This window comes from Saccharibacillus deserti, from assembly GCF_013618475.1.
In the GTDB taxonomy this organism is placed as follows: domain Bacteria; phylum Bacillota; class Bacilli; order Paenibacillales; family Paenibacillaceae; genus Saccharibacillus; species Saccharibacillus deserti.
In genome coordinates this window covers 1-19488 of record NZ_JABJVN010000008.1, presented here as the reverse complement: position 1 = coordinate 19488, position 19488 = coordinate 1, and the positions used below count along the sequence as shown (strand labels likewise).

Genomic DNA, 19488 nt, shown 5'->3' with positions numbered 1-19488 from the left:
CACTTCCCTTCCGATCCGCTACGATTACAAGCGAGGATGGAATCATTGACCTTTCCCGATCTAAGGAAAAGGTTCGTTTTTTGTATACGGGAAATTTTGAAATGGAACTTAGGGAGGTACACGCTTATGTCTCTTCAAGGACGGCGTTTGTTTACATCCGAATCCGTAACGGAAGGTCACCCGGATAAGATCTGTGACCAAATTTCCGATGCGGTATTGGACGCATTTTTGGTAAATGATCCGAATGCGCGGGTCGCTTGCGAGGTTGCGGTGGCAACCGGTCTGGTACTGGTCATCGGTGAAATCAGCACTAAATCGGAGTATGTCGATATCCCTGCGATCGTTCGCAATACGATCAAAGATATCGGATATACCCGTGCCAAATACGGATTCGATTATAATACCTGTGCCGTGCTGACGTCGCTTAATGAGCAGTCGGCGGATATTGCTCAAGGGGTTAACTCGGCTTTGGAAACACGTGATCCCGAGCAAATGAAGCTTGAGACGGAAAATATCGGAGCCGGCGACCAGGGGCTCATGTTCGGTTTTGCTTCGAACGAGACGCCGGAACTGATGCCGCTTCCGATTGCTCTTTCGCACCGTATTGCCCGCCGTTTGGCGGAAGTGCGCAAAAACGGAACGCTGGAGTACCTGCGCCCGGACGGCAAAACGCAGGTTACGGTGGAATATGACGGAGACAAGCCTGTTCGTGTGGATGCGATCGTGGTATCCACGCAGCATGCCGAAGAAATCACACTGGAGCAAATTCAGCGGGATATCAAAGAACATGTGATTGCGCCGGTTGTACCGGCCGAACTGCTGGATGAATCCACGCAGTATTTCATCAATCCAACCGGTCGATTCGTCATCGGCGGACCGCAGGGCGATGCCGGCCTGACCGGCCGAAAGATTATTGTCGATACCTATGGCGGCTATGCGCGTCATGGCGGCGGGGCTTTCTCGGGCAAAGATCCGACGAAAGTCGACCGTTCCGCGGCCTATGCCGCCCGCTATGTAGCGAAGAATCTGGTCGCGGCCGGCCTGGCCGACAAGTGCGAGATTCAACTCGCTTATGCGATCGGGGTAGCCAATCCCGTATCAATCAGTGTAGACACCTACGGAACAGGCAAAGTCAGCGAGGAAACGTTGGTGAAGCTTGTACGCGACAATTTCGATCTGCGTCCGACCGGTATTATTCGTATGCTGGATCTTCGCCGCCCGATCTACAAGCAGACAGCCGCTTACGGTCACTTCGGCCGTACGGACGTCGATCTTCCCTGGGAACGCACGGACAAGGCGGAAGACTTGAAGAACCAGGCTGGCGCATAAATTCAAACGTCAGCTTCAAAGATTGCCCTTTCATTAAGGCCTCCCTCGAAGGGAGGTCTTTTTTGCATAGGATCTTTTTTGCCCGCTTACCCGGCTAATCATTTTATTCCCTCTTTCCGATATAAAAAAGACTGTCTTTTTTAGGAATCCGGGGGGAGAGATCGAGTAATGAAGAACAAAATCGCATGGGGACTAATATCCCTGATGCTGGTTCAGTTGGCTGCACCGGCAGCGCTGGGCACTTTTACCGGTGATCGCGAAGGCTATACGGCGGCGGCCTCGGCGGAAACGGAAGCGGAAGCTTTGGTCAAAACGTTTTCGCCTGCCAGCAGATCGCTCAACGTTTCATTGACACCCGGCTTTTTGCTGACTTTTGACCGTGCGGTGAAGTTGGCCGACGGCGCAGCGGAAAAAAGCTTTATTTTGAAAAAACAAAGCGACAATACGATTGTACGCAGCATTAAAGGCAAAGAGCTTCAGTTCCAAACGGATGGCACTCAAGTCGTCGTCCCTACCAACCAATTGAAGCTTGAACCGGATACCGGTTATTATCTGTTGGCAGATACGGACCTGCTGATTCCTGTGTTGACGGAGATGGAAACGCAGCAGGAAATGACCGCCAAAGCTTGGTCGGGGATCACAAGCGGAAGTGCGTGGACGTTCAAGACAGGAGCAGAAGCGGATACGACGGATCCCGAGCTGACTGCCGTCAGCCCGGCCAACGGCACAATCGGAGTGAAGAACGATGTGACGTTGGGATTGACGTTTACGGAAGCGGTAGCGGCGACGGAAGGCGATATTGTCTTGACCGCCGACGATCCTGCACTGCCGGCCGGCAGTACGGTGAAGATTCCCGTCCTGTCGGAGAAGGTACGCGGATTAGGCACCGCCAATGTCTCGATCAAGCCGGGAGCCGATGTCTTAAAGCCCGGGATTCGCTATCGTGCGCATATCGATGCCAATGTGTTTACGGATTTGTCGGGACGACTGTATCCCAAAGCCGTAGATTGGACGTTCCGGATGCAATCGTCCGATAACGTGCCGCCAACCATTCAAACCCAAAGTCCGCAAAACGGACTGGCGGGCGGAGCAACGGAAGGCAAGCTGTCTATTCAATTCAGCGAACCGGTAACGGCAAATGCAGGTACGGAAGCGCAGCCGAATAAAGGCGGCGTATCGATTTATCGTTTGAACGACGGCAAGCTGATGCAGACGCTGGCGCCAAGCGCTTTTACCCTGGACAGCGAAACGGGCAGAACCGCATCAGCTCCTTACAAGGGTCTCGAACGGGGAGTCACCTATTATGTGCTGGCCGATCCGGATACGTTCCGGGATCTGGACGGGACTCCGTTTGCCGGGATTGCGACTTCGCGGGAATGGACGTTCACGACGACGGGAGATGCGCTTGCCTTGTCCGCGCTTACGCCGCCGGCGGGAGCGACAGGCGTAACGGCCGGATCCGCGCTGCAGCTGACATTCAGCCGTAATGTGTATCCGAACAGCGGAGCCGGCGAACTCCAGATCCGCCGAAGCGACGGAATTACAGAAGCCGTATCTATGAATTCGGGACGGATTACGGGAGGGGGCACCAAAGTCCTGACCATTACCCCGTCTGCACCTCTTGCGACCGGTTACACGTATACCGTTGAAATTCCGGCCGGTTTGTTGGCGGATGCGGAAGGCAACCTGTATCCGAAGACGGGTCAGCCGCTGACGTGGAATTTCTCGACAACGGCCAACAATACCCTGCTGCAGCTGGCATCCATTAATCCGGCGGACCGCAGCACAGGGATTTCGCTCGATACGAAACCTGTGCTGCGCTTTAACCGGAGCGTATCGCTGAGCGGTACCGGCATTACGCTGTATCGGAGCGGCGGCGCCAAAGTCGAGTCCGAAGTAACGGTGAACACGGCCAATACAACGGAAGTCGTGATAGCTCCCAAAGAAAAACTCGCGCCGGGAACCTTCTATTATATCGATGTGGAAAACGGAGCGGTTCACGACCGGGTGAACACGGGGATTACTTTTGCCGGATTAAAAGGAAGTACGTCTTGGAGTTTCCAGACTTCTTCTTCCGATAATGTGCTGCCGGTGATTCAAGCGGCCAAGTTGGACAGCCCGACCTTGATTCGGTTGGCGTACAACAAACAGCTGGATTCCGCGCAAACGCCTTTGCTGGCCAGTTATACGGTATTCGTAAACGGAGAGAAACGTACGCCCGGCAGCGCTTATATCAGCGGCGACAGTGTGTATATCCGTTTGGATACCGGAGTCGCGGTCGGCCAGGATGTAAAAGTGTCTTATGATCCGGCTGTACGGCCGTTGATCGACACCAAAGGGAACGCGGCGGCTGCTTTGTCTTCGTATGCGGTAACCAACAGTATCGACAGCGCGCTGCCCAAGCCCAAAGACGGCAATGTGTACGGCAGCATGGTCACTCTTATTTTCGAGAACAGTCTGAGAACGCCTTCCGCCCAAGCCTACGGCCAGTTCAGCGTCACGGCTGACGGTCGCACTTACGAGGTGAGCTCGATGAGCGGAAGTTCCCAGGCGCTTCTGCTGTACCTGAATGCGGCCGTGCCCGACGGTGCCGTCGTCAAAGTGAATTATAAACCGAATGGGGCACCTCTCCAGGATGACCGGGGTCAAAACATTTCCGCCTTTTCGGACTTTAACGTCCGCAATCTGATGGATACCCGTCCGCCCGAGTTTACTCATGCCGAGCTTGCCGGGACCGAATTGGTGCTGAACTACAATGAATCGCTGCGTACGGACGGGGTGCCGATGAACAGCCAGTTCTCGGTGCTGTCGAACGGAACGCCGGTATACGTGAACAGCGTGAAGATTGAAGGCAGCAAGGTACGTTTGACGCTGGCCTCTTCATTGATTGCCAACGGAAATATTACGGTCTCTTATGTGCCGGGAACGTTGAAGCTTACCGATCTCAACAGCAATGCAGCCGGATATCTGAATCTCCAGCCTGTCGATGCGGCTTCCGGTACCAGCGGAATTCGGACGGCTACCGGCAAAGGGGCACAGATTGCGGTTGCGTTTACGGGATCGCTGTTCACGCCGGATGAAGCGGCTTATAAGCAGTTCTCGGTGACGGCGGACAATAATGCGATTGAAGTCCTCTCTTCTTCGTTTGCAGGCAGTACGCTAACTCTCAAGCTGGGTACGGAACTGCGCGCCGGTCAAACCGTGACTCTGTCCTACATGGCAGGCGGCAATCCGCTTAAGAATGTGTCGGGTACGCAGGTTATCGGCTTCAACCGTATGGCTGTCCAGAATTTGACCGGTACGGCGGGAACGGCTGAGGGTCAAACGGCGCCCGAAGCAGGCGGAGGAACGGTACTGCCCGCTTCGGACTTTGGCAAAGAAATGCTGATTCTCGAGCGGGCGGCCGCGGCTTCTTCGGATACCGCGTCGACGTTCAATACCAATACGCATCGGTATACGCTTTTGGCTCCTGCACTTAAGCAGGCTCTCGAATCGGCGCACACGCGCAGCGCCAAAAACGGCGCCGTAGTCTTTGAAGTTCCGGAAGCGGAAACGGCCGGGATCGTATCGGTTCCGGTTCAGACGCTCAGAGAGGCCTATGCCCAGCATAACGGTCTTTCCTTTGCGGTTCGGTTCAAAGACATGGTGTATGAGCTGCCGTTGTCTTCGTTGAGCAGTTTGAGCGCAGGTACGGAGATGCTGAACATTCAGATCGAATCAATGCCTACGGCATCCGTGGGACGCACAGTAACGATGCTCAGCGACGCCAATGCCCAAATGCTGACCAATCCGGTTGATATTCGCGTGACAACCGGTACGACTTCGGGCGTATCGACCGTCTCCGAAGAAGCCGGAGTCCGGGGAATCTATCGCATGAAGCTGAATGTCAATGCACCGGCTTCCCGTACGGCGGTCGTTTACTTCGACGCCAATGCGACGGCTCCGACATTCGTTCCGAGCAAGTCGAGTTCCCAAACGGCGGGGATGCTGTTAACCGGAAGCTTTGCGGGCAGCCGGACGCTGATTCCCGTCAACTCTACGATTACCGTAGCGGGAGCCAACGGACATTGGTCCCAGGGCATCGTCAATGAAATGGGAGCCAAATACGTGCTCAGCCCGACGCTGACCGGCGCTTTTCTGCCGAAAGCCAACATCACGCGGGGAGAATTTGCCGAGCTGATTACCCGGGGGCTGGGACTGAGCAGCGATGCGGTGTCCGCTTCGGTCTTCAGCGATATCGGTTACAGCAAAGTGCCGATCGGAGCGATCGGCGCGGCGGTCAAAGCGGAGATCGTCACGGGCTATCCGAACGGAACCTTCCGTCCCGGCGATTCGATTACCCGGGAAGAGATGGCGATCATGATGATCCGGGCTTTGAATTATGCGGGGACGAGTGTCACGCTGAACGGCAGTCCGGCGCAGGCTTTGTCCGCTTTCAAAGACAAAGCCCAGATCAAGTACACCGACGAAGCGGCCAAAGCGGTACAGGCCGGCATTATCGAAGGGTCGAGCGGCGGCCGTTTCAATCCGAAAGGAAATGCGACGAAGTCCGAAGCGGTTGTCATGCTCGCCCGGACTCTGCAAAAAGCGGGTTACGTGAACTAAAGCCGGTTTTACCAAAGCGATCGATTCCTTAAAATTTTAAGGAATCGATCGCTTTTCTCTTTTTATTTCATCGAAGTAAGGTAAAATAAGGTGTTGCATCATAGATAAAGGATCGAGGGACCGGGTTCAGGCCGATGGGCTTGCCGGTTTTTATAGATCTATAGGAACTTTTGTCCGCCGTTACAGTCTATTATCTATAGTGGCGTATAAGATTGGGTGCAGGCCTACACGTATACATACGCGAACGAATCTGTATAGATAGGGAGCGAAACCGAACATCATGAACAAGCAGGGCAGCAACACGTTGAGAGCAGGCAGGAAATGGATGATCGCGGTACTGGCCGGAGCACTGGTCGTACAGCCTCTGGCCGTACCGGGTTGGGGAGCGCTTACGGGTGCGCGGACGGTATCTGCGGCGGCAGCCGTGTCGATCGACAAGATGTCGGAAGAAATTTTGACATCGGGCGCGAAGCTGTTGACCTATAAATATTCCGTGCCCCGTTCGGGGAAAACGGCAGCAGGATTGGCGGATGTGATCCAGGTGGATCTGCAGAACCCTTACGTCAAGCTGGATGTGATGACAGGCCGAGGCGGCAAGTTCACGACCCTGCAGACCGTCAGCGGGATGGCCAAAGAAACAAATGCCGTTGCCGGCGTGAATGGAGACTACTTTAATACGGCTGCGGAAGGCGCTCCGATGGGAGCCCAAGTGTCGAACGGGGTTCTGATGTCCAGCCCTTCCGAACTCCAAGGCATGTATGCGTTCGGCGTGACCAAAGACCGCAAGCCGTTGATCGACCAGTACGACTTTTCGGGAACGGTAACGGCAAACAGCGGGCAGCCGTTCGAGTTGGCCGGCATCAACCTGGTCTCCTATACCATTGAAGCGGACAAGAGTCTTAGTCATGTGAATGCGATGTACATCTATACGGATGCCTGGGGTAACGAGCAGCGTCCCAAGAACAGTTCGACTACGCCTTCCGAAGCGCTGGTAGAGAACGGTGTCGTCACCAAAGTCTCGCTTGGCAAAGCGCTGGCAGGGACCGTGCCCAAAGGCGCGTATATTTTGCGGGCACACGGAACGGCGGCGGCTTATTTAAAAGAAAACCTGACCGTCGGAGCGAAAGTGCAAACCGACTACAGCCTCGTATCCAAAACGACAGGTCAAAAACTGGATCCGACTTCGCTCGAAGTCATGATCGGCGGCCATACGATACTGGTGGATAACGGTCAGCCTTCTTCGTTCTCCCGAAATGTCGATTCGATCGGCGGTTACCGGGCCCGTACCGCGCTTGGCTATTCGCAGAGCGGCCGTTATGCCTATATCGTTACGGTGCAGGACAACAGTGCAAGCAGCGGCATGTCTCTCGGGGAACTGCAGTCCCTGATGACCAATATAGGCGTCTGGAAAGGCATCAACCTGGACGGCGGCGGCTCGACGACCATGGTCACGCGCCCGCTTGGCGAAGAACAGGCGCAGCTGACCTTTACGACCGAGTATGGCGGAGAAGTTCAGCGCAGCGTAGTCAACGGGCTGGGCGTTTATACGACGGCTCCGGAAGGCAAGCTCAAAGGCTTTGCGGTCAGCGGCAAGAAACAGCTTCTGATCGGAGAGACGGTGAGCTACAGTGTCAAAGGCTACGATACGTACTATAATCCGATTGCCGCTGCCAATATCAATCCGTCCTGGAAATCGAACAATGCGAACGTAGTCGTCAGCGGCGGTACCGTGACAGCGAAAAAGCCCGGAACAGCTACGCTTACGGCATCGAGCAGCGGAGTCGCTTCCACGCTTCAAGTCGAAGTGTTGGGTGCCGACTCGTTGAGGAGTCTTAATCTTGGAGCCGTATCCGCGCCGCTCAAAGCCGGTACGGTAGTGCCTCTTTCGGCAGCGGCCATGCTGAAGAACGGCAGTACCGTCAGCATCGACCCTGCGGCGCTCAAATGGGAATTCGTCGGGTTCAAAGGCAGTATCAAAGACGGAGCACTGAATGTGACTTCGGTCGACAGCGGCGCGAAGACCGGCTATGCGATCGCAAGTTACGAAGGGTTCGAGACGATGCTTACGCTTGCCGACGTCGAAGAGACCGATTGGGAAAACTTCGAAACGGCCAAGTCCGGCCTTACTTTTACAGGCAGCCCTTCGGCGGTGACCGGCAGCGCGCAGATCAAAGCGGGAAGCGGTACCCACTCGAACTCGAAGGTTCTTCGAATCGATTACGACATGACGGCGGGAACCGGCAGCAAATACGCGTACGCCAATCTGAACGGATCTTCGGGACAGACGCTGACTTCGGGCGCAAGTTCGATGAGTCTGGATCTGCTGGGAGACAACAGCTACAACTGGCTTCGTGCCGAGATCGTGGATGCCGGCGGCAAGACGGTTTACGTCGATCTGGCGAAGAGCCTTAACTTTACGGGTTGGAAAAGGCTGACCGTCAATTTGAACCAATACGGAAATATTGCGTATCCGGCCAAGGTCAAACGCATTTATGTGGTAAACTTGGCAGAAGGGCAGGATGAACGTTCGTCCAGCGGTTTTGTGGAGATCGATAACATCAAGACCACGTCTCCGGCCGCATCCGGCTCGTTTGGACTTCCGACCGGTATCCGTGCCAAAATGACCGTAGGTTCGAAGACGCTGCTGACGAACGCGGTATCCAGCACCATGGATGCGGCTCCGGTTATTCGCGGAGGCGTCACGTATCTGCCGGTCAAATACCTTACCGATGCGTTTGGCGGAACCTCGGGCTGGAATGCCAAGACGGGTACCATCCGTATTCTGCGCGGCGATGAACTGCTTGTGTTAAACTTGAATAAAAAGGACTATATTCTAAATGGAAAGCTTAAAACAGCCGACGCGGCAACGATAAGTGTATCAAATAGGACTTTAGTCCCGGTTAGGCTGGTTTCAGAGCAGCTTGGTTTGTCCGTAAAATGGGAACAAGAAACGAAGACTGTGACTATCGAGTCATGATACGATAGGTTCTGAACGATCACCGGATCTGAACGTGAATCCAATACATGGTGAACGCCGGAGAGAATGGAGTCGATTTTGCCCGTGGATTTCCAAGCGGATGCTTTAGACCGAGTCATCAAAAATGCCATTCAAGTCGTCGAAGACAGCAAGTATCAAATTTTTGAGATATTGGATCAGTCCCGTGCCGAACTCAACTCGCTCACCGAGGAACTGCAGAGTGTAATTCAACAAACTTCGGATACCGTCGACAAGGTGGATGATCTCGAAGGGAAATTCCGTCTTTCCCGTATCCGGCTCACGGAAGTAAGCCGGGATTTCGTTAAATATACGGAGAATGATATTCGGCAGGCTTATGAGCGGGCGACGCAGTTCCAGTTGGAGCTTTCGGTGTACAAGGAAAAAGAAGCTTATTTGAGAGCACGGCGTGACGAGCTCCAACTTCGAGTGCGGAATTCGGTGAATTCCATCGAACGCGCGGAGACGTTGGGTTCGCAAATGAGTGTCGTTACCGAATACTTGTCCGGCGGAGAAGTCGGACAGGCGACCAAAATGTTGGAATCCGCCAAAACCCGCCAAATGGTCGGTTTGAAAATCATTCTGGCTCAGGAAGAAGAACGCAAACGCATTTCCAGGGAAATTCATGATGGTCCGGCGCAACTGATGGCTAACCTGGCGCTCCGGACCGAAATCGTCGAACGCATGCTGGGGAAACAGGAATACGGCCGCGTTCAAGAAGAAGTGGCGGATCTCAAAAAGCAGGTGCGATTCAGCCTGGAAGAAATCCGCAAAGTCATTTTTAATCTCCGGCCCATGGCGCTTGACGACCTCGGATTGATTCCGACGCTTCGCAAGTATACGCGCGACTACGAGGACAAGAACCGGATTCGCACCGTATTCGAGACGAGAGGCAAAGAGTATCGGCTTTCTTCCGCAATGGAGGCTGCCGTCTTCCGTTTGATCCAGGAGGCGCTCACCAATGCGGCCAAGCATGGAGACCCTACTCATGTCGTCGTCGAGATCGCCTACCAGACGCAGCTTGTCAAAATCTCGATTCGGGATAACGGACGCGGCTTTAACACGGAAATCTTGGAACAAAAGGCGAACCAGCATACGCACTTCGGTTTGATAGGAATGCGGGAAAGAGTCGAGCTGCTTGAGGGAAGAATGGAGATCGAATCAGCCGAGAATCAAGGAACCAAAATCGTGATCCATATCCCGACGAATGTAGAAAATGGAAAGGGGTATGAAGATGGAGAGCATGAACTCGGAACAAATTAAAATTAAAGTGCTTTTGGCTGACGATCACCAATTGTTCCGTGAAGGATTGAAAAGGATTTTGAACATGGAGGACGACATCGAGGTGATCGGCGAATGCAGCGACGGCATCCAGGTGCTTGAATTCTGCAACGCCTACAAACCCGACGTTATCCTGATGGACATCAACATGCCCAATGAGAACGGTGTGGAAGCGACAGCAAAACTCCGCGAAATTTTCCCGGATATCAAAGTGATCATGCTGTCGATCCACGATGATGAAAGCTATGTCTTCGAGACGCTTCGCAAGGGAGCAAGCGGTTATCTCTTGAAAGACATGGAAGCGGAATCGTTGATTAACGCGATCCGCAGCGTAGCCGCCGGTCACGCTTATATCCATCCGAAAGTGACAGGCAAACTGATTCAACAGCTGCAAAGAATGACGTTCACGAACGAGCGCGGAACTTTGTACGACAATCAGCGGGATGAAGAAGCCGGCGTCAAGTTTATCGGCGGCGAAGACAATCCGCTCACGCGTCGGGAAGCCGAAGTGCTCCGTCTGATGTCCGAAGGCAAGAGCAACAAAGCCATCGGGGAATTTCTGTTTATCAGCGAGAAAACGGTCAAAAACCATGTCAGCAGTATTCTGCAGAAGATGGAAGTCGAAGACCGGACGCAGGCCGTAATCAATGCGATCAAAATGGGTTGGGTTACGCTGTAAACTGGCGTTTTCCGCAAAAGGGAGAAGACATCCTTCATTTTATGAGCGAAAGTAGGGAATTGATAAGCGATCCCAGTACAGCGGATCCGACTTTTTTTGTCGGAAGATGCTTGCTAATTGTTAGTAAGTGAATAAAATAACGTGAAAGCCGGACGGTTTCAAGCGAAAACGGCTTCAAGGAATGAAGCACACTCCTTATACGCTCAAACGGGCGAAAAGGATGTGCTTTTTTTTGTGATTTTTTGCGAAAATGCGAAATGGGGGAACCATGATGAAAGCGGCGCTGTATGCGGCAGGAAGCGAAAACGGATTACGGCTTTATTTGTCTCTGGATCTGAGAGTGGACAGGGTGTGGTGGGAGAGCGAAGCGGTCGTGCCTTCGCCCGGCTCTGCGAATCGGATGAAACATGGACCTGAAAGCCTTCAGGGACAGGGGGTGGAGATCCTTTCTTTGGGCATGCCGCTGCAATGGGCTTCCCGCTTGTCCGGAAAGTCTCTTCCCCCGGCATTCTTGGACTGGCATGCGGCTGCCCGCGAGCGGTGGATCCGCGGCGCTTTGAAAGGAGAATTGAACAGGGAAAAGCCGGACAGCGTCTCTTCGCTGATCGGATTTGCAACACAGCAACGGGTTCAAGGGAGCGGCGCTCTGCACGGGGAGAGATGGGGGAGTCGGCCGGACGAATTTGACGCGGAGAGTCCTCTGCCGGGCCCTCGTTGGAAGCTGCGGCTGTCGGAACATGCCGATACCTTGGTTCGTTTAATGGAAGGAAGATCCCTGCTGAGCGGCGAGATGATCTCGATGCTGCAGGAATTGGCGCCTGAACTGGAGGCGGATTGGAGATCCGCTGTCCAGTTGGCTTATTTGCAGCAGCGGATCAAGCTGGGCGGTGCCGTGGCGAAGGAGAGAAAATCAAGCGGTGCAAAAGCGGGTTTCCCGGCAGAAGACAGAGGGGGCCGCCCGGCCGGAAAGATCCGGATTCGCCCCGCCGGCCGCGGATTGCCCGCGCATCGCTGCATGCGCTGCGGCAGCGCAGCTGTGGGCGGACCCTGCGCCGCCTGCGGTTCGGCGGACTGCGCACGCTGCGAAGCGTGCCGCGCGCTGGGGCGCAGCCGCTCCTGCGGGCTGCTGCTGCAGGGCCCGCCGCGCGCAGATCGCGGCGGGCGGGGCCTTCCGGGCGCTGCGCGGCCCGGAAGCGGGCCTACGGCAGCTTCGCTGCCGCAGGCCGCTCTGCGCGCAAGGCTCGCGCGCTGGAAGCTCAGCCCGGCGCAGGCCGCCGCGGCCGAGCTTGCGGTCCGGTTCCTCGAAACGGAACCGGGACCTGCGCGGCCCGGCAGGGCCGGGCGCGAACTGCGGCGCGGCGGCGGATTCTTCGCCGCGCGGGCCGAGGCAGCCGCCGCAGCTTCCGGCGGCCGGCGCCCGGACACTTCCGGTTATGCCGCTTCCGATCCGGCCAGCCGCTTTCTGCTGTGGGCCGTTACGGGAGCCGGCAAGACGGAAATGCTGTTTCCGCTGATCGAGAGCGTACGCAGGCGCGGCGGACAGGTCCTGGTCGCTACGCCGCGGCGCGATGTCGTACTGGAGCTGGCGCCAAGGCTGCGGACGGCTTTTCCCGATGAAGCGCCGGCCGCTTTATACGGAGGATGCGAAGAACGCTGGCGCCGTGGCGGTATTACTCTGGCCACTACGCATCAATTGATGCGTTTTGCCGGAGCCTTCGATCTGGTCGTGATCGACGAACTCGACGCTTTTCCTTTTCACGGCGATCCGATGCTGGCTTACGCCGCAGAGAAATGCCGGGCGGCCGGCGGCAGAACCGTGTACCTGTCCGCCACGCCTCCGCGATCTTTGCAGGCGCTGGTCCGAAACGGGCGGCTGGCCTGTGCGAAAGTTCCGGTACGCTACCACCGGTACCCGCTGCCGGTGCCCGAGCTGCTGCGTATCCCTTCGCTTCCGGACTGCCTGCGCCGGGGACGCCTGCCGGATCCGCTGCTGAAGCGCTGGCGGCACTCGCTGGAGCGCGGAGCGCAGATCTTTATTTTCGTTCCGAAGATCGTACATGCGGAACCTCTTGCCGCTCTGCTGCGCCGGATCTTTCCGGGCATACCTGTCGGCGCCACCTCTTCGCAGGATGAAGAAAGAAGCGGCAAAGTCCTGTCGTTTCGCTCGGCGGACGTGAGGATCCTTGTGACGACGACGATCCTGGAACGGGGGGTAACCGTTCCGCGAAGCGACGTCTACGTGTGGGGAGCGGACAGCGGACTGTTCGATGAAGCGTCGCTGGTCCAGATGGCCGGCCGCGCCGGGCGTTCGGGCGACGATCCGCGGGGCCGCGTCGTATTCGCGGCCCCGCAGAAAACCCGGGCCCAAGCCGGCGCCCGCCGCCAAATTCGGCGGATGAACCGATTGGCCGCTCCTTTTTTGCTGCCCGAAGCCCGCAAAGGGTTTGGGAGGGCGGCTCAAGCCGCCCGCCTGCCGATCAAGACCAAGATTTCTCCGCCCGGGTCACCGCGGTCCGCCGAAGCCGAATCAAGCCGAACCCCCGAACGATGAGCAGAGACAAAAAGATTTTTGCCGCCCTGCGGAGGCTGTTGTCTCCGCGTCTTGAGAGCTGCCTGGTCTGCGGACGTTCTGCCCGGGTAGGAGCTTCGCTTCCGCTATTGTGCGAATACTGCGCGGCCAAGGTTCCCCGGATCGTCGAGCCGCGCTGCCCGATCTGCGGGCGCGCGCACGGCTGTCCCGATTGTCTGCGGCCGGAAGCCTTGCTCCGGGCGTTTGTCCTGAACCGGAGTGCGGTCCTGTACGATACCGTCATGCGCGAATGGATCGCCGAATACAAATACGGCGCCCGGGAAGGGTTTGCCGAGCCGTTTTCGATCCTGCTGGAACAGACTTATCAGCGGATGCGGCGCGAATTGTCAAAGCCTTTCCCTCAATCCGGTCCTTTTGCTTCGCCGCTGTCCGTATTCGATTCATCGCGCCGTTCTTCCGTTTGGAACGCGGATTGGATTACCTGGGTTCCGCTCAGCGCAGAGCGCCTCGAAGAACGCGGGTTCAACCAGGCGGAGCGGCTTGGGAGGCTGCTGGCCGGGCGTCTGCGCCTTCCTGCCGGAGAGCTGCTGGCCCGTACCGTGCATACCGGCAAGCAAAGTTTCAAGACACGCGCCGAGCGGCTGCGGAATTTGGAAGGGGCCTTTTGCTTGGCTCCTAATTTAGACCCCCGGTTTTTTAAACAATGGGACTCTATAGGAAATAGGAAAGATCCCCAAGGGTCTTTTCCTATACGCATCCTATTGATCGACGATATTTACACAACCGGAACGACGGCCGCCGTCTGCGCCTCCGTACTCAAGACGCTGGAGACCGGCTTCAAACGCCCCGTTCTTGTGTACAGCCTGACGCTTGCCCGCTCGTAAAAGCGCTTGTAATCACTGCGCTTTGCGTTAAAATGATAGGAGAAGTGCCGAACTTTAACAGATAGATGACAGATATCCGATATATAAGCTTGGAACATGCCGCTGCATCGGCAAAGAACGACAAGGAGGCAACCCCCTATGAATTTGGCAAACTGTCCGCGCTGCGGCAAGGTTTTTGTAATGAACTTCAAAGGAATCTGCGCGAACTGCGCGAAAGATATCGAGAACGAATATGAGGCTTGCGTCAAATATCTGCGTGAAAACAAAGGCGCGAATATGCAGGAATTGTCCGAAGAGACCGGAGTTGCCGTCAAGCAGATTACAATGTTTATCCGGGAAGGCCGCATTTCGATCGCCAACGCGCCAAACCTCAGCTACGCCTGCGAAGTGTGCGGAACCTTTATCCGCGAAGGGAATATGTGCGATTCTTGCCGTACAAAATTGGCCGGAGATCTTCGCGAAGCCGGCAAAGAGAAGGCGGACGCTCCTCAGAAACAGGGCGGTGGCGCTTATAAAACGGTCGATCGGTTCAGAAGAGACTAAAAAATCCGTGCTTTCTTACCCAGCAATAGGAACTCCGAAACGGAAATAGCCCAAATTTACGCTTGACAATTTAATTTTTTTCTTTGAATAGCTCTAAACATTGTTTGAACAGGCGCCGATAAACTTATTATAAGCTTATCGGTGCTTTTACTTAGACGGCGAAAATCAAACCTTCAGGAGGTTATCATATTATGAAAATCAACGACACAACTCGAATCGGTGCCCTTAATCCTTACCAACGGACAAGCGAAACACAGCGTACCGAAGAAACCAAGAAATCGGCCCGCAAAGACGAAGTGACAATTTCCACGGAGGCGATGGAGATGCTGCAAGCAGCAAAGAAGCCGGCCGACAGCGAGCGCGCTGCACGCATCCAGGATCTGAAGCAGCAGGTCGCTGCAGGAACTTATTCGGTGGATGCGAATAAAATTGCCGAAAAGCTCTTACCATATCTGGCGTAATAACCGATAAAGGTTATAACGGAATGGGGGACTTTTTCAGAGACCCGGTCAATCCGGCGTTTTTGAAGAAGTCCTCTTTTTAAAATATTCGGAAAGAAAGGTGAACGATCGTGGCACTAAAGCCGTTAATCGGACAGCTGGAGCAGCTGAACCGTTCCCATCTTGAAATGATCGAAATTGCCGGGGCGAAAAAGGAAGCCGTCATCAAAAACGAAATCGACGTATTCATCGCCACGATGAACCGCGAATCGAAGCTGCTCAAACGCATTCAGGCGGAAGACGAGCAGCGCGGCGAACTGGCTTACGCCTTCATGCAGGAACGCGGCATCAAGTCCCGGCTTAAACTGACGATCGCCGAGATTTCCCGGCTCGTTTTCGATCCGGACGAGAAACGGGAGCTGCTGGACGTGCACGCTCGCCTTTCAAACACCCTGATGCGTCTCAAACAAATCAACGATACGAACCGCCAGCTGATCGAGCAGGCCTTATCTTTTATCGACCTTTCAATGGAACTGATGTCTTATCGCCCCGAGCAGGAAAATACTTATCAGCACCCGGCTGCCCAGTCCTACGGTTACGGCCGTTCGGGCATGTTCGACCGACGCAGTTAACGAGTAAAGGAGAGAACTCATGACATCTACTTTTCATTCTTTGGAAACGGCCAAACGCAGCTTGTTCACTCAGACGACGGCGCTGAGCACGACCGGACATAATATCGCGAACGCGAACACGGCGGGCTATTCCCGCCAAGTCGTCAACACGAAAGCCACGACGGCGTTCGAAACGCCGGGACTGCGCAATTGGGTCAGCCCCGGACAGCTCGGCAGCGGCGTGGAAGTGACTTCGATTACCCGCGTGCGCGAATCCTACCTGGACGATCAATTCCGCGGCGAGAACAGCGGGCTCGGCGGCTGGACAGTGCGTCAGGAGACGCTCGGCAAGCTGGAAGCCATCGTGAACGAACCTTCGGAGACGGGCCTTAGCGCCGTCATGAACAATTTCTGGTCGGCCTGGTCCGACTTCAGCAAAGATCCGCAGGACATTACGAACCGGAAAATCATCAAGGAAACGACGCTTGCCATGACGGATTCCCTGAATCAGACTTCGAAACAGCTCGATGCGATGAAGACCGACCTGACCGCCAATATCAATTTGAAGGCGACGGAAGTCAATTCGCTGCTGAAGACGATTTCCGACCTGAATGCGGGAATCAACAAAGTCGAAAGTCTGGGCAACAATGCAAACGATCTTAGCGATCAGCGCGATTATGCGGTCGATCAACTGTCCAAGATTGCGAACGTTACGGTGACCAAGTTGGATACCGGTTACCAGATCGCGCTTGGCGGCGTCGAAGCGATCGGAGCTGCCAATAACGTGGTGCCTGTAACGGAAGCGACTTTAAAAGCCGCCTACGACGGTGGAACGCTGGATAAAGGCGAAGTGTACGGCATGTTCGTGTCGCGCGACGATTACGTCGTGGACTACCAGGACCAGTTGAACACGTTGGCCAATACGCTGGCAAACGGCAAGTTCGAAGTGACACTTCCGGCGGGAAGCGTGCTTCCGGACGGAACGACGCTGAGCGTGGTCAATGCCGACGGCACGGAGACCAGCACGACGTTCTCGAATACGGCCAACAACCGGACGCTGAACGGCGATCTCAAAGTCAAAGTGGACGGGATCAACGGACTGATGAAAGTCGGCTATACGATCGACGGGACGACGCCGTCGGCGGGCGTTGATCTGTTCACGGGTACGGGCGCCGGGGGCATTACCTTAAACCCGCTAATCCAGAACAATCCGAACCTGATCGCTTCTTCTTTCCGCGTGACGGGAGTAGGAACGACCGGCGAGTCCGTCGTGACCGGCAATGCGGGCTTGGCACTGATCATGGCCGACATGAAAAGCATGAAGTTCGACTTCGGCAGCGCGGCTTCCGAGCCGGTCACGATCGACGACTACTTCGGTTCGATTACGGGCCAGCTTGGCGTGCAGTCGAAAGAAGCGGCTCGTCAAGCGCAAAACGCGACCGATCTGTCCGATCAGGTCGAAACGCTCAGACAGTCGGTCAGCGGCGTATCCATGGACGAAGAAATGACCAACCTGGTCAAATTCCAGCAGGCTTACAACGCGAGCGCCCGCTTCATGACGACGTTCGACGAGATGCTCGACAAACTGATTAACGGCACCGGCACGGTCGGTCGCTAATTTCCAAGGAGGAATTGACCCATGACCATTCGGATGACGTCCAATATGATGAGCTCCACGCTCCTCGGAAACTTGAATAAAAATATGTACAAAATGGACAGCTTGGAAAATCAGATCTCCACGGGCCGCAAAATCACCAAACCTTCTGACGACCCGGTCGGCGTGACCTATGCGCTTCGTTACCGTTCGCAGCTGGCCGGCAACGAGCAGTTCCAGCGAGCGACAGACACGGCGCAGAGCTGGTTGGACGAAACGGACAGCCAGATGGGCAGTGCCGGCGATGTCATGACAAGGCTAAAAGAACTTATGGTACAAAGCAGCACCGGTACGTATTCCGAGTCGGACATGAAGGCTGCTGCAAGTGAAGTGGAGCAATTGAAAAAGCAGCTTGTTGATATCGGCAACAGCAAATTTAGCGGCAAGTTTATTTTTAACGGCCAAGATTATGGAAGTATTCCCTATCCTACTGCGGCGGGAACGGATTATGCTCAAGTAGAAACGGATAATACGGCGGTAAAATACGTGATTGGCGAAAATATTCAATTTCAAATCAATACGTCGGGCAATGAGTTTTTCGGTATGAAAGGCGATACGGATAATGTATTTGCCGTGATGGACCGAGTAATTGCCGCCATGAATTCCGGCGACCAGAGCAATATAACGGCAGAAATGGGCGGCGTAGAATCGCGAACCAATAAGATGCTTGCAGCCCGTTCGGAAGTCGGCGCGCGCACAAACCGTGTCGAGCTTGTTAACAGCCGTCTTTTGGATCAGGAAACGAATACGACAACACTGCTTTCCAAAACGGAAGATTTGGATGTCGCAGAGGCTTTAATCAAAGCGACCAGTGCCCAAACGGTTTACGAAGCTGCACTCAAGTCTTCGGCTAATATCATGAGTACTTCCCTGATCGACTTTATGCGTTAAGAATAGGGATATTGTTGAATTTTTATGACTGAACAGATAATCTGAAGCTATGGACAACGATCCGTAGCTTTTTTTAAATCGCGAGGAGGATCTAGCATGGTACAAATTCAATCCGTCCATTTGGGCGAGCTCACTGTGGGCGAAGAAGATCTGATTACGTTCCCAAAAGGAATTCCCGGTTTTGAAGAGGTTACGGAGTATGTGCTTTGCGATGTGGATGGCACCTACAGTTATTTGCAGGCCGTTAATCAGGCGGAATTGGCTTTCATTGTCACGGACCCGTTTGTACATTTTCCGGATTACGAGTTTGAACTTTCCGATGAATTGATCAATGAACTTGGCATTACGGAAGAAAAAGGAGTCGCGGTTCGCTGCATTGTAACTTGGAACAGCAATCCGGCCCGTACGACCATCAATCTGTTGGCTCCGCTTGTTTTTAATACTTCCGACAGTTTGGGGCGTCAGATTGTGCTGCAGAATACTTCTTACCAAACCAAACATTTTCTGAATCAGCCATCCCAAGATGAAAGCGGGGGAGTCTAATGCTGGTACTTTCAAGGAAAAAAGGAGAGTCTATTGTAATCGGAGACGATGTAGAGCTGACCGTACTCTCTGTGGAAGGCGATACGATCAAGCTTGGAATCAAGGCTCCGAAGCAGGTGGAAATTTTCCGCAAGGAAATTTTGGCTTCTGTTCAGGAAAATAACGAGAGCGCGGCTATCGATCCTAAACAATTTCTCGCTTTGCTTCAAACGCAAACCAAAAAAGATTAAAAAAAGCGAGAATTTTTGTATGAACTATTCATCAAACCGAAAAAGACAACGATATATATATTAAGGCAGGGGAGCGGCACGGAGCTGGTTTCTGTGAGTAGACCCAAGCTTAAAAACCACATGGATGTGGGAATAACCAAATTCAGGGAGGAAACAAATCATGATTATCAACCACAATATTCAAGCCGTCAACACGCACCGCAACATGGGACTGAACAGCGCGGCAGCGAGCAAGAACATGGAAAAACTGTCTTCGGGTCTTCGCATCAACCG

The 19488-nt window shown here is 54.6% G+C and carries 15 protein-coding genes; all 15 read left to right on the top strand.

Features of this window, described 5'->3' with window-relative positions; all coding sequences use genetic code 11:
- Nucleotides 1–126: 126 nt before the first annotated feature.
- Nucleotides 127–1329, top strand: coding sequence for a methionine adenosyltransferase (gene metK, locus HOP44_RS18095; protein WP_172255966.1), 1203 nt, complete (start codon nt 127–129; stop codon nt 1327–1329).
- 168 nt (nt 1330–1497) lie between these two features.
- Nucleotides 1498–5934 (top strand): Ig-like domain-containing protein, encoded by a 4437-nt coding sequence (locus tag HOP44_RS18090; protein WP_172255964.1) that lies wholly within the window; start codon nt 1498–1500, stop codon nt 5932–5934.
- Nucleotides 5935–6214: 280 nt separating this feature from the next.
- On the top strand, nt 6215–8911 hold the full coding sequence (locus HOP44_RS18085) for a stalk domain-containing protein (RefSeq protein WP_172255962.1): 2697 nt from the start codon (nt 6215–6217) through the stop codon (nt 8909–8911).
- An 84-nt stretch (nt 8912–8995) separates the two neighbouring features.
- A complete protein-coding gene (locus tag HOP44_RS18080) occupies nt 8996–10192 on the top strand; it encodes an ATP-binding protein (protein WP_172255960.1) in 1197 nt (398 codons plus the stop codon).
- Nucleotides 10164–10889 (top strand): response regulator, encoded by a 726-nt coding sequence (locus HOP44_RS18075; protein ID WP_172196378.1) that lies wholly within the window; start codon nt 10164–10166, stop codon nt 10887–10889. Before HOP44_RS18080 ends, HOP44_RS18075 begins: the two co-directional genes overlap by 29 nt.
- Nucleotides 10890–11157: 268 nt before the next feature.
- Nucleotides 11158–13440: a helicase-related protein gene (locus HOP44_RS18070; protein ID WP_425501894.1), complete on the top strand. Its 2283-nt coding sequence runs from the start codon at nt 11158–11160 to the stop codon at nt 13438–13440.
- Nucleotides 13437–14303: a ComFC family protein gene (locus HOP44_RS18065; protein WP_172255958.1), complete on the top strand. Its 867-nt coding sequence runs from the start codon at nt 13437–13439 to the stop codon at nt 14301–14303. The genes HOP44_RS18070 and HOP44_RS18065 overlap by 4 nt, the downstream gene beginning before the upstream one ends.
- A gap of 138 nt (nt 14304–14441) precedes the next feature.
- Nucleotides 14442–14846, top strand: a complete 405-nt coding sequence (locus HOP44_RS18060) for a TIGR03826 family flagellar region protein (protein WP_172255956.1) — start codon at nt 14442–14444, stop codon at nt 14844–14846.
- Nucleotides 14847–15037: 191 nt separating this feature from the next.
- On the top strand, nt 15038–15307 hold the full coding sequence (gene flgM, locus HOP44_RS18055) for a flagellar biosynthesis anti-sigma factor FlgM (protein ID WP_172255954.1): 270 nt from the start codon (nt 15038–15040) through the stop codon (nt 15305–15307).
- Between the two features lie 110 nt (nt 15308–15417).
- Nucleotides 15418–15918, top strand: coding sequence for a flagellar export chaperone FlgN (locus HOP44_RS18050; RefSeq protein WP_172255951.1), 501 nt, complete (start codon nt 15418–15420; stop codon nt 15916–15918).
- A gap of 19 nt (nt 15919–15937) precedes the next feature.
- On the top strand, nt 15938–17515 hold the full coding sequence (gene flgK, locus HOP44_RS18045; RefSeq protein ID WP_172255948.1) for a flagellar hook-associated protein FlgK: 1578 nt from the start codon (nt 15938–15940) through the stop codon (nt 17513–17515).
- 21 nt (nt 17516–17536) lie between these two features.
- Entirely contained in the window at nt 17537–18442 is a 906-nt protein-coding gene (gene flgL, locus HOP44_RS18040; protein ID WP_172255945.1) for a flagellar hook-associated protein FlgL, read from the top strand.
- A 96-nt stretch (nt 18443–18538) separates the two neighbouring features.
- Complete coding sequence (gene fliW / locus HOP44_RS18035; RefSeq protein ID WP_172255942.1) at nt 18539–18985, top strand: flagellar assembly protein FliW; 447 nt, start codon at nt 18539–18541, stop codon at nt 18983–18985.
- The gene (gene csrA, locus HOP44_RS18030; RefSeq protein WP_172255939.1) at nt 18985–19215 is read left to right on the top strand and encodes a carbon storage regulator CsrA; all 231 of its coding nucleotides are present in this window, start codon (nt 18985–18987) and stop codon (nt 19213–19215) included. The genes fliW and csrA overlap by 1 nt, the downstream gene beginning before the upstream one ends.
- Nucleotides 19216–19375: 160 nt before the next feature.
- A partial coding sequence (locus HOP44_RS18025; RefSeq protein ID WP_484592906.1) for a flagellin N-terminal helical domain-containing protein occupies nt 19376–19488 on the top strand: 113 nt, incomplete at its 3' end.